8 protein-coding genes are annotated in these 12,887 nt (G+C 42.1%); 3 read left to right on the top strand and 5 right to left on the bottom strand.

Annotated features, from left to right (window positions below; translation table 11 throughout):
* Positions 1-60: 60 nt before the first annotated feature.
* Positions 61-1,698, top strand: a complete 1,638-nt coding sequence (locus ACFQ3S_RS06260; protein WP_377162407.1) for a DUF4394 domain-containing protein — start codon at positions 61-63, stop codon at positions 1,696-1,698.
* Positions 1,699-1,788: 90 nt separating this feature from the next.
* On the opposite strand, the gene ACFQ3S_RS06255 is transcribed toward ACFQ3S_RS06260, so the two are convergent.
* The gene (locus ACFQ3S_RS06255) at positions 1,789-2,970 is read right to left on the bottom strand and encodes an AIR synthase related protein (RefSeq protein WP_377162405.1); all 1,182 of its coding nucleotides are present in this window, start codon (positions 2,968-2,970) and stop codon (positions 1,789-1,791) included.
* Here ACFQ3S_RS06255 and ACFQ3S_RS06250 point away from each other — a divergent pair.
* Positions 2,969-4,831 (top strand): chloride channel protein, encoded by a 1,863-nt coding sequence (locus ACFQ3S_RS06250; protein WP_377162403.1) that lies wholly within the window; start codon positions 2,969-2,971, stop codon positions 4,829-4,831. The two genes, ACFQ3S_RS06255 and ACFQ3S_RS06250, sit on opposite strands and share 2 nt — an antisense overlap.
* A gap of 176 nt (positions 4,832-5,007) precedes the next feature.
* Here the strand turns inward: ACFQ3S_RS06250 and ACFQ3S_RS06245 are convergent, their stop codons facing one another.
* The 4 genes from ACFQ3S_RS06245 to ACFQ3S_RS06230 all read right to left on the bottom strand — a co-directional run bounded on the left by ACFQ3S_RS06245 (position 5,008) and on the right by ACFQ3S_RS06230 (position 10,880).
* Entirely contained in the window at positions 5,008-5,571 is a 564-nt protein-coding gene (locus tag ACFQ3S_RS06245) for a hypothetical protein (protein WP_377162401.1), read from the bottom strand.
* 323 nt (positions 5,572-5,894) lie between these two features.
* Positions 5,895-7,004: a DUF1016 N-terminal domain-containing protein gene (locus ACFQ3S_RS06240; protein ID WP_377162651.1), complete on the bottom strand. Its 1,110-nt coding sequence runs from the start codon at positions 7,002-7,004 to the stop codon at positions 5,895-5,897.
* Between the two features lie 92 nt (positions 7,005-7,096).
* The gene (locus ACFQ3S_RS06235) at positions 7,097-8,467 is read right to left on the bottom strand and encodes a hypothetical protein (protein ID WP_377162399.1); all 1,371 of its coding nucleotides are present in this window, start codon (positions 8,465-8,467) and stop codon (positions 7,097-7,099) included.
* 238 nt (positions 8,468-8,705) lie between these two features.
* The gene (locus tag ACFQ3S_RS06230) at positions 8,706-10,880 is read right to left on the bottom strand and encodes a glutamine synthetase III family protein (RefSeq protein WP_377162397.1); all 2,175 of its coding nucleotides are present in this window, start codon (positions 10,878-10,880) and stop codon (positions 8,706-8,708) included.
* 366 nt (positions 10,881-11,246) lie between these two features.
* Between ACFQ3S_RS06230 and ACFQ3S_RS06225 the strand changes: the two genes are divergently transcribed.
* Positions 11,247-12,590: an ammonium transporter gene (locus tag ACFQ3S_RS06225; RefSeq protein WP_377162395.1), complete on the top strand. Its 1,344-nt coding sequence runs from the start codon at positions 11,247-11,249 to the stop codon at positions 12,588-12,590.
* The last annotated feature ends 297 nt before the right edge of the window (positions 12,591-12,887 follow it).

Genomic DNA, 12,887 nt, shown 5'->3' with positions numbered 1-12,887 from the left:
CTTATCACCACTAAAAATAAATTTATGACAATTCATATAAATAGAACAAAATCCTTGGTAATGGGTGCATTACTATTAATTACAGGCACATTTAGTGCTTGTAAGGATGATTTTTCGCCCTTAAACCCGGCTGTTAGCAAGCCAGGTATAGCCTTTGTGGCATTAACCAATTCAACAGCAGTTGTTGGTACTGCCAATAATGCAGCCACTACAATACAAAGTCAGCTAATTAGATATAGTGCCAGCAATGTAAGCGCAGCGTCCAGTGCGGCCATTACCATAAATGGTTTGCAAGTTGGCGAAAGTATTGTAGCTATTGATTACCGCCCGGCAACCGGCCAGTTATATGGCTTAGGTAACACCAGCCGTTTGTACCAGATACCTATACCGGCATCTGTTACGGCTACAAGCACCACTGCAAGACTTGTAGGCGGTCAATTTTCTACGTTGTTAAGCGGTACAGTTGCGGGATTTGATTTTAACCCAACGGTAGACCGTATTCGTATAGTAACTACAACTGGTCAAAACTTAAGGGTGAACCCAGAAGATGCAACAGTTGCTGCAGTAGACGGTAATTTGAGTGGTGGTACCCCGGCAGGTGTGGTTTCTGGAGCCGCATACACCAATAATATATCAGGTGCAACATCTACAGTTTTGTACGATCTGGATTTGGTTAACCGTAAACTTTACCGCCAAGAGCCACCTAATAACGGTACTTTGGTTGAAGTTGGTGTAACTGGTATTCCAGCAGTAGCGGCTACTGTAAACGGTGGTTTTGATATTGACCCAAGCGGTGTTGCGCTTGCGGTAGCAGGTACAACATTATACCAAATTAATGTGGAGACCGGTGCCGCTACCGAATTAGGCCTTATTGCCATACCCAACAGTACAACAGGTAACAATGGTATTATTGGTACATCTATAATAGGTATTGCCATACCAACAGCACCAGTTGCTTACGCTGTTGATGAAGCCAACGCCTTATACTATTTTAACACTTCAAGCCCATCTACAGCGGTAACCAAACCAATAACCGGTTTACAGGCAGGTGAAAATGTATTAGGTATAGATTTCCGTCCATTTAATGGTCAGTTGTATGCCTTAGGCAGTACAAGCCGTTTATACACTATTAACCTGGGTACAGGTGCGGCAACAGCTGTAGGAACAGTGCCGTTTACTACAGCCTTGGCTGGTACATCATTTGGGTTTGATTTTAATCCGAGTGCAGATCGTATAAGGATTGTGAGCAACACAGGTCAAAATTTAGTTGCAGATCCTAACTTAGGAACTGTGACTGCAAGCCCTAATGTTACTTTTTCAACAGGTACAGGTACACCTGCCGTGTCTGCATCGGCTTATTCTAACAATTTTGCAGGTACTACTAATACTGTATTATTTAGTATTGATGCTGCTACTGATAGGGTTTACCGCCAGGATGCAGCTACAGGCATACTTACCTCTGTAGGTGCCTTGGGTGTTGATGTTGATGCCGTTAACGGTTTTGATATTGGTATAGCTGGTACTACTACTAATCCAACCGCCCCTGCTGTTCCAGTAGCTACAGGTAATGGTATAGCATTGTTTACGGTAGGCACCACAACCCGCTTATACAACGTAAGTATTATATCAGGTGTCGCTACTCCGGGCTTAGAGTTCCCTAAAAAGGTTCGTGGTTTTGCTATAGGCTCAGGTTTCTAAACTTAATTAAAAAGCCTCATAAAAAAATGCCCTGCTCAATTTTGAGCAGGGCATTTTGCTTTTATATAAAAATGCTAAAAGATCTATATGTTAATTATACACAAACTTCCCAAACTCAGATCTTACCGTTACCTGCTTTTGTTCGGCGCTTTCCACGCGGCCTATAATCTGCGCCTTAATGCCGAAGCTTTGCGAGATGCTGATGAGGTCTTGCGCTATGCTTTCGGGCACGTATAGTTCCATACGGTGGCCCATGTTAAATACTTTGTACATTTCCTGCCAGCTGGTGCCCGATTCCTGTTGGATCAATTTAAACAGGGGAGGCACCTGGAACAGGTTGTCTTTAATCACATGCACGTCATCTACAAAGTGCAGCACCTTGGTTTGTGCGCCGCCGCTGCAATGTACCATGCCATCAATCTGGCCGCGATATTGATCGAGCATGGTTTTAATAACCGGTGCATAAGTGCGGGTGGGCGATAGTACCAGTTTACCTGCGGTTATGGTTTGGCCGTTACCAATATCAACAAGGTCGGTGAGGTTTTTACTGCCCGAAAATACCAGGCTTTCGGGTACGGCCTGGTCAAAGCTTTCGGGGTATTGTTGAGCAATGGTTTTGTTAAATACATCGTGGCGGGCGGAGGTTAATCCGTTAGAGCCCATACCGCCGTTGTATTCCTTTTCGTAAGTGGCTTGTCCGTAAGAGGCTAAACCCACGATGACATTGCCGGCTTGTATGCGGTGGTTCGATATCACATCCTCACGCTTCAAACGGCACGTAACGGTCGAATCTACAATAATGGTACGTACCAGGTCGCCCACATCGGCAGTTTCTCCACCGGTAGAATATATGCCTATGCCGTAGCCACGGAGCTCTTCTAAAATTTCTTCGGTGCCGTTAATAATGGCGGCAATCACTTCGCCGGGTATGAGGTTCTTATTACGGCCAATGGTAGATGATAGCAGGATATTATCGGTTGCGCCCACGCAAAGCAGGTCGTCCAGGTTCATGATAATCGCATCTTGTGCTATGCCGCGCCAAACCGAAATATCGCCGGTTTGCTTCCAGTACACATAAGCCAGTGACGACTTTGTACCCGCTCCATCGGCATGCATAATATTGCAATACAGGGGGTCGTTACTTAAAATATCGGGTATAATTTTGCAGAATGCTTTGGGGTACAGGCCTTTGTCAATATTTTTGATAGCCTTGTGTACATCATCTTTAGAGGCCGATACCCCCCGCTGATCATATCTTTGCTCAGAAATCATGGTCAAATATACGGCTTACGGCAGTAAAAATCGTTACTTTGCTTTACATCAGCTCTACACTATGTTTAAAGTACTGTTAGTTCATATTAACCATTGGCGTTCCCGGCAAACCTCGCAACGTAATTTTTTGATTTATTGCAGCGTACTGGTAGGCTTTATAGGCGGACTTGCCGCCGTTGCCCTCAAGTACATGGTGCAGCTGATGGAAGAATTAAGCCGGAACATTGCTTTACGGGTTCCTTACCATTACAGCTTTTTACTTTTACCTGCAATAGGGATATTACTAACGGTAGTTTATCAGCACCTGGTGAACCGCGACAGTATGCAAAAGGGCATAGGTAATGTATTATTGAATATCAAGAAAAACAAAGGTAATATTCCCCACGATAATGCTTATGCACACCTAATTAGCAGTTCGTTAACGGTAGGATTTGGTGGTTCGTCGGGGTTAGAAGCACCTATTGTAGTTACCGGTGCCGCTATTGGTTCCAATACAGCAAAGTTTTTCAAATTAAGCAATTACGAAAAAACGGTGTTATTAGCCGCCGGTTCGGCAGCCGGGATTGCAGCAGTGTTTAACAGCCCCATAGCAGGCGTGCTGTTCGCGCTGGAAATACTGATAGGGGAGATCACCATACCTACATTTATACCGCTATTAATAGCATCGGCTACGGGTGTGGTAGTGGGCAAGTTGCTGCACTCTGGTCAGCTGTTTCACCTGGTAACGGAGGGCTGGCTGGTGGAGGCTTTGCCTTTTTATATGGTGCTGGGCGTATTGAGCGGCTTGGTGGCCGTTTACATTAATAAAGTTGGCCACGGACTCGAAAAAGGCATCCTAATGAAGCAAAACCGGTACGTACGTGCTGCGGCAGGAGGACTAATGTTGGGTGTGCTTATCCTGTTATTTCCGCCATTGTTGGGCGAAGGTTATCATTACCTGCAAGCTATATTAAATGGTAATATCGATGTTTTAAAAGAGGAATCGCTGTTTGCCGATTGGCTCTCCGAGCCTTGGGTAATGCTGCTGTTTATTGCTGCTTTAGTGTTAATAAAAATTATAGCGGCAGGTATAACCTTAGGTTCTGGCGGTAATGGCGGAACCTTTGCACCTACTATGTTCACTGGTGCATTTTTAGGCTTGCTGCTGGCTTATGGTATCAACCAAACGGGGCTCATCCACCTGAACACCAGTAATTTTATTGCCGTGGGCATGGCCGGTGCATTAAGTGGCGTATTACACGCGCCGCTAACTGCTATATTCCTAATAGCTGAAATTACGGGTGGGTATGTGCTTTTTATTCCATTGATGATCGTATCGGCCATATCGTATATCATTGCGCGGTTATTTAACCCGCATAATGCGTACTGGCATGCCCTTATTCATGAAAAAGATATACACCCCGATCAGGATTTTAGTATGCTGAATAACATACAGTTAGATAGCGTGATTAACAAGCAATACACCGCTTTGAACCGCGATATGCCATTGGCCGAGTTCTACAATATCCTGTCGGAGAGTAATGCTAATATATTTGCGGTGCTTGGTGCTAATCAGCAATTGGAGGGTGTTATTTGGATGGATGAGATCCGTAAACAAATGTTTAAGGCCGCCCAACCCAATACCACAGTAGGCGATATTATGGCCACTCCGCCGGCTATCATTAGCTATAATCAGCCTGTAAACAGTGTGATGAACGTATTTGATAACCTGGACGTATGGCAACTACCCGTAGTGAAAGACGGCCGGTTTGTGGGTTTCATTTCCAAATCGGGGTTGTTGAGCCAATACCGGCAGGTGTTTATACAGCAACACAAAAACGCCGATTTATTTGCCAGGCCGGTTCAAAATCCTATCAAATAATTGCAAAAATTTACCTATAATTAGCTATTTTTTCATTTTTTTAGATGTTTCATGATGCGTTTTGCAGCAGTTGAAACGCTGGAAGTATTAACCGGGTTGATGCGAATAATGCCTTAAAATATGAAAGCCTATTGCAACTGAGCAACAGGCTTTCGTGTGAAAGTAGAAATTCAAAATTATTTCAATGATACTGATACCGAAGCACGGGTTTCGTCATAAAACAGGTTCAACGCTTTTGGCTTAGCACCCGCTGGCAAACGGAAGGTAATTACATCGTCCGACTGTTTGGTTGCTTCCGGGTCGGCAGAAACCGAACTGCCGTTGTAGCGTGATATGGAGGTATTGTTATCTAACACTAAACGGAAATCAGATGGAGATACATTGATACTGTTGCCACCGATCTTATTTTTATTGGTAAGGCTCATTTTAAAGCTCAGTTCAGTACCTTCAGCTTTACCATCAGGGTCGGTCAGTTCGGTTGCTTTGCCGTTTATGAGTTTAATGCTGGCTTCTTTATTTTTACCCAATGAGGCTGTATCCGGTCCAAATGTTACGGTGTACGTTTTTGGCTCATTAGCTGGTGATGCAGGGGTTTCCATAGGTACGGTGGTCGACGACGTAGAAGAGGAAGAATCTACGGTAACGGTTGAATCGCCCGTGCTTTGTCCTTTGTCTTTAGAATTGCAGCTAAACAACAGCATAGATGCCGTAAATACACTTAACAAAATTGCTTTTTTCATGATAATGATTTTCATGCAAACGGGCAGAGAGGGTCAATGTTTGGGTTGGACGGTAAAAAGTGAAGAATAAATGTATAGTTATCAGTTGTTTAATTAAAAAGAAATTTTAATGTTAACTTTTGTTAATTACTGTATTATTAAGAAACAATAGTAAACTAACCCTAACGTGAAAGCACCATAATGAAGAGTTAATGGTGCGCTAATAATACCGGCCATAAGCTGTAAAGTTAGACACTGACTACATAAAAATCTGAAGTCAGAGACATTCGGACAGTGCGTTTGGAGTAAGACTACGGATATAACGCGGATAAAGCAAAATAGAATTAGGGATTAACACTCATAAAATCTATGAAATATTTATTTTTATAAATGTTTTTTGTTAATAAACTACTTTCAATAATCCCATCAACATCCTCATTTGTTTTTTTAGCAATTATATAATAAAGACCATTTTTGATCTGTTTTTTTAAATAAGTAGCGCTCCAATCTTCTGTTGCTGACAAAGTAGCATAATAGAATTGTTCATTTTTATCTGTTAAAAATGATAATATTAATATATGTTCCCACCGCAACAAACTTGTAATTTGAATAAAATCATCTACTGATTGATTAGCAACTTTAAAAATTTTAAGCAGATGAAACTTAGAAAAAGGAGGTCCATATTTAAAATCAAAATATTCTGCAAGCCTATTTAATATATCAATTTTTTCAACTTCTTTAAGCTGAGCTTTATTCATTTCTTCTTTAATTTGAGTTCCTATTTCACGAAAAGAGAGATTAACGAAACTATTAAGCCATAAATTCTGAAATTTTTGGAAATCGATAACATGATTTATAGTAATATTGATTAAATCGTGCTCGACAATTGATAAATTATATGAGTTAGGCTTCCGGTTTTTATGGCGCGAATTCGGTTCTAATATTTGGCGAAAATTTTTGCCTAATATATTTGATAAATACGCTTCAACAATTGAGTTTTTTTTACTTGGTATAATCTTAATATCAAAAAACGGCGAGTCTGGAAATTTAAGTTTCAACGGCTGTGAATGTTCGTAAAGCTTTATTGCAATTTTATCTTTTAGCGCAATTGGAGTCAATTGCTCAAGCAATACAACTCTTGTGTAAAAAATCCATTTTTCAGGCGTATTCAGCACAAGCAGTTCGGTAATATACTCCCACCCTATAACAGAAGAAATTTGAGATGCAGTAGTTTGTGGGCATTTGATAGCAAATTCTTGCATTATTATAATGTTTTCCGTACTGAAAAAAGGACCAAACCAATTTGTCAAATGGGAAGAAATATTGTTAATTAGTCTGTCGGTTTCCAAATTGCCTTCTTTTAACAGAACATTATTAAATACTTTTCCTACTTTCCAAAATAGTTCTACCATACTACTGTTTGTTATTTTCATCATGTTTCTTTGCCTCGTCATGATAAACAATTCCAGGCTGTCAATTAGTTTATTGAATAACATGTTATTTGTACTTTCATTTATCATGATGGTATTTCAAATAAGAACATATTTTAGTAAGAAACGTCGGCAAAAAAGTTAGCATTTATAGTTCTGGTACGGGTGTAACCAGATGGATTATAGGTGTACCTTGCTGATACAGTGGCCTGCCAAGAACATTTTATCATATGTGCCCCGTGTGGTTCCCAAGTCTTGGTTAATGTACTTATTAGCGCATTCCTGGTTACATATTCTAAATTAGGACCTATATAAGTCTCATTAACAGGATAACAAAGTGCATCACTCATATAAACCCATTTAATTTCTCCTGTTTGAGCACCTGATGCAATTGTTACCGGATATTTATAGTCTAATGGAGTAAAGTGTACACCTACAGCAATACCGGTTGCTGGGCTATTAATAGAAAGATCGTCATCTACATAATCACTTGTGCTACTAGTAAGCATGATGTCTGTTGTTACAATTTCCTCCTCTACGGGATCACACTCGTCTCTAACTTTAAATACTTTTTTACCACTTTGTACCGATGATACTCCCACTTGCGGACAGCCTGGATTGGTAGGCCCAGCTGGGCCGCCGCCTGTGTCGCCGCCAACACCGCCGCTGTCACCGCCACCACCTCCCACTTCTATGTAAGTGCACTCTGTTTCTGTGTACACATAAGTAGGTTCGGTGCAATTGTATGATTGATGCGGATTGTCGGCAGTGCCCACCCAGTTGCACCAACTGTAATACACATCAAATATTTCGCAAACTTCTATGAGGTTAGGCTTTTTAGTGTTAGTAACAGCCGCACTTCCCGCATCCTTTACCGATAGGGTTACCTTTTTGACTGGTTTGCCACCTGTAAAGCGATAGCCGTTAATAAACTTTTTATCTAAGCCAAAGTACATCACCAGGCCGTTAAATTTAGCCGGCATGTACCCATAACCTACTTTATCTATTACCGATACTGAACCTGCCTGGCTAAGGTCTTCAATTATTTTCATAAAAAAGTTCAGGCGGCTGCCATCATTAAATTCCAGAAATACAACGCTGGTGCGGTTGCGGTATTTACTTAGGTCTCCTGCTGTGCTTTTACGTAATGAGAGTGCTGCTGTATCATTCTTCACATCAAACTGTATAATTTTACTCGCTTGGCGGGCTACCAGTTCAAAATTATCCCAGTCTACCTCGGTACCATAAATATAACGGTTAGCATCACCGGCCAAATCACGGGTTTGGTACCCTGATGGTTTTACGGCCTGGTTATAAAGATTTTTTAGTACAGCTACGTCAACCTCTTTTGTCATTTCTATAACTTCTGCTTTGGCATCTATTGACTGATCGGTGAAACCCTTTTTACAACTGTAAATAATGGTTGATAATAAAAGGAAGCCGCAAAAGGCAAGATAATGGCATAGCTTAGGGTAAGGTTGTTTCATGTTGTGATAAGAGTTTGTTTTATTGCTTGTAAGTTAAGTAACAAATGTGAATTTGCAAGAAAAAACTTTATTATGAGGATCTGTTACCCGCTCCCGCGAGTTTAGCGTAGTTAACTCGTGGGAGCCGCATGCTGAAGTTTATAACTTTCGTAATCATCATCACATGTTAAAAACTTGCGGTAGCTACAAAACACCATCCTCATAAAAAAGCCCCCGCTTTCGCGGAGGCTTCGTATGCTTATTTAATAAAGAGCAGCTCCCTGAACTTAGGCAGCGGCCATAATTGGTCGTCTACCAGTTGCTCCAGTTTATCTACATGGTAGCGGATAGGGTCGAAAAAGGTTTTTACCTTTTCGTCGTAGGCAATGGCTTTGTCGCGGGCATCTTCAATTTTATTAGCTGTGCGGCGCTCTTCTACCATTTGCTCGGTATGGGTGCGGATGAAATTAATATGCTCCGATAGCTTTTTAATAATGCCTAACTGCGCTTCGTAAGTATCTTCGTCCAGCCCAATATCTTTTAAACCTTTAACGTTTGCTACCAGTTTGCTTTGGTAGTTAATGGCGGTAGGTATAATGACGCTGTTCACCAGTTCGCCCATTACGCGGGCTTCAATTTGCAGTTTTTTGTAGAAATCATCCAGTAAAATTTCGTGACGGGCGTGGGCTTCCCGCTTGGTGAATACACCGGTGCTTTCAAATACGGCTTCCGCTTTTTCGGTCACCAGGGCATCCAGCGCTTTAGGGGTAGTTTTAATGTTCGAGAGGTTACGCTCTTCGGCCATTTTCTCCCATTCATCACTGTAACCATTACCCTCAAAACGGATGGCTTTTGATTCTTTGATGTACTTTTTGATGATGGTAAGCAAGGCTACGTCCTTCTTTTCGCCTTTTTTAATCAGCTTATCCACATCCACCTTAAACTTCCTAAGCTGGTCGGCCACTATCAAATTCAAAATAGTCATGGGATTAGCCGAGTTGGCCGATGAGCCTACCGCGCGCAGCTCAAACTTGTTACCGGTAAAGGCAAACGGCGAGGTACGGTTACGGTCGGTATTATCTTGCAGTATTTGCGGTATTTTAGGAATGCCCTGCCATAGCATGGCCTCTTCCTTGGCTTTTTTGCTGATGCGCGACGTTTCGATCTCGTCTAACACATCGCTCAGCTGACTGCCCAAAAATATGGAAATAATGGCCGGCGGCGCTTCGTTGGCACCCAAACGATGATCGTTATTTACGGTGGCTATGGAAGCGCGCAGCATATCAGCATGTTCATAAACAGCCCTGATGGTGTTTACAAAAAACGTGAGGAACATCAAATTGCTCTTAGGCGTTTTACCGGGCGATAACAGGTTTTTACCTGTATTGGTAATCATGCTCCAGTTATTGTGCTTGCCCGATCCGTTCACACCGGTGTAAGGTTTTTCGTGAAGCAGCACCTTAAAGTTATGGCGTTTGCCCACGCGGTCCATTACATCGGTTAATAACTGGTTATGGTCGATAGCCAGGTTAATTTCCTCGTAAATAGGAGCGCACTCAAACTGCGATGGGGCCACCTCGTTGTGGCGGGTTTTTAAGGGGATGCCCAATTGCAGCGCCTCGGTTTCAAAATCCTGCATAAAGGCATACACGCGGCTGGGTATCGATCCAAAGTAATGATCTTCCAACTGCTGGTTTTTGGCCGACATGTGGCCAAACAGTGTGCGGCCGGTCAGGTACATATCAGGGCGGGCGTTAAATAAGGCCACGTCAACCAAAAAGTATTCCTGCTCTATGCCTAATGATGCATTTACCTTTTCTATACTTTTATCAAAATACTGACAAACATCCACTGCAGCATTATCTAAGGCATGCAGCGCTTTTAGCAAAGGCACCTTATAATCTAACGCCTCGCCTGTGTACGATACAAACACGGTAGGGATACAAAGTGTGCGGCCCATAATAAAGGCAGGAGAGGAGGGATCCCAGGCGGTATAGCCGCGGGCCTCAAAGGTATTACGGATGCCGCCGTTTGGAAAGCTCGATGCATCGGGCTCCTGCTGGGCAAGGGCATCGCCGCTAAAGTTTTCCATAGCGCCGCCATCGGCTGTGGGTTCAAAAAAGGCATCGTGCTTTTCGGCAGTGGTGCCGGTGAGCGGCTGAAACCAGTGAGTATAATGTGTTGCAGCTTTGCTAATGGCCCAGGCCTTCATAGCCGATGCTACCTGGTCGGCCATATCACGCTGAATAGGCTCGCCGTTTTCTATAGAATTAATGACACTTTGAAAGGCTTCTTTAGATAAGTAGTCTTTCATTTTCTTTTTATCGAAAACATTAGCACCAAAATAATCCGAAATTTTATCAGAAGGAGTCTTTATCTCCGGTATTGTGCGGGTTAAAACAGTTTGTAGAGCTTGAAAACGAATATTAGACATGTATTTTTAGGTATTTAAGGCTTGCGGCATCAAATATATGGCTATACCTTATATATATATGGTATAAACATGTAAAATTTAAATGAAATTTTTTAAATATCGCCTTTACAAACAGGTAAGCTAAAAAGTTTTTTAATGAAAAGCAGCCGGAAAATATAATTTGGGGTAATTGTTAGAAATGTTGTTGTTTGAAGAATATAATTGTTTTGAAAGATAAATTGCAGGTATATAATTGTGAGAAATGTTATTTTTTCAGAATTATATTAAATTATATTGTTGATTTTTATTTTATTTATGCTAAATTTATAAAAACTAAATTAAATATTCACTTAAATGATTAAAAACTAACCCAAAAGACAAAAAAGCATGGAAAATTCGTTTAAAAGGTATCTCCCCTTCATCGTGTTACTGCTTATTGCGGTCGCATCTATTTTTATCCCCGCATTGCCCGACTTTGCCGACGCTACAAAGTATAACGGTGCTGATATTGCCTGGATAATTGTGGCATCAGCTTTAGTATTTTTAATGACACCAGGACTGGCCTTCTTTTATGGCGGTATGGTAACCCGTAAAAATGTACTGTCAACCATGATTAAAAGTGTGGTAGCGGCAGGAGTAGTAACCGTATTATGGATCGTGGTAGGTTACAGCCTATGCTTTGGCGATTCTATTGGTGGTTTCATTGGCGACCCAAGAACCCACTTGTTTTTTAAAGGTGTAAATTCAAGCGGTCCCTGGGATCTGGCTCCCACTATCCCGCGTTCATTGTTCGCGGTATTCCAGTTAATGTTTGCCATTATTACCCCGGGCTTGGTGGTAGGTGCCATTGCCGAGCGTATCCGTTTTACTTCTTACATCTTATTTACCGTATTATTCAGCTTACTGGTGTACGCGCCATTAGCACACTGGAGCTGGCATCCAAAAGGCTTTTTAGCCGTTATGGGTGTTTGGGATTTTGCCGGTGGTACTGTAGTACACATTAGCGCTGGTTGCGCGGCTTTAGCAGGTGCCATTGTATTGAAACGTCGTAAAGCTCACATCGAAGGTTTGGCTATACCTCCGGCTAATATTCCGTACGTATTAATAGGTACCGGTTTGTTATGGTTCGGCTGGTTTGGCTTCAATGCTGGTTCGGCCTTGCATGCAGATGGCCTGGCTGTTTCGGCTTTATTAACAACCAATACCGCTGCTGGTGCAGCCGGTTTATCATGGATGTTTTTTGATGTACTGCGCGGTAAAAAGCCATCGGTGTTAGGTTTTTGTATTGGTGCCGTAGTTGGCCTGGTGGCTATTACCCCTGGTGCCGGTTTTGTAGCTATTCCGCAAAGTATCTTTATCGGTTTTATTGCCGCCATAATTTCTAACCTGGTTGCCCACTGGAAAACCACTACCAGCCTGGATGATATGCTTGATGTATTTCCTTGCCACGGTGTAGGAGGTATAGTAGGTATGATCTTAACCGGTGTATTCGCTACCAAAACTGTAAATGCTGCCGGTCCTAATGGTGCTTTATATGGCGATGTAGGTTTCCTGATCACCCAGTTAAAGGGTTTAGCCATCGTAGTTCCATTCAGCTTTATCGTATCATTCCTGATCTTTAAGCTGGTTAACCTGATCGAACCGATCCGTGTTACCACCGAAGAAGAAGAGCTTGGTTTAGATGCCAGCCAGCACGACGAGCGTTATACATCACAACGCCTTACTGTGTAAATATTTATAATAGCACTGCATGCCTTAACCGTGCAGTGCTATTATTATCTATTTGTTATAATGATTGTTATTTATTGTGCATAACTGCCAGGTTGCCTAAAACAGCCGGTTAGCCATTGCCATGTCCTTATTATATCACATAAACACACACCTAATTCAACAACAAACCATTAATTCCAAATTATCACACAATGAAAAAGAAATTTTTATTAGCCGGTGCGTTTCTGTTCGCATCTGCATACTTAGCCCAGGCTCAAGACACGACCAAGGCCACCCCGGCTTCAGCCGACCCAGGTT

It is taken from the genome of Mucilaginibacter terrae (assembly GCF_042679325.1).
Taxonomy (GTDB): Bacteria; Bacteroidota; Bacteroidia; order Sphingobacteriales; family Sphingobacteriaceae; genus Mucilaginibacter; species Mucilaginibacter terrae.
The sequence above is the reverse complement of the archived record's forward strand: the minus strand, read 5'-3'. Positions and strand labels throughout refer to the sequence as shown.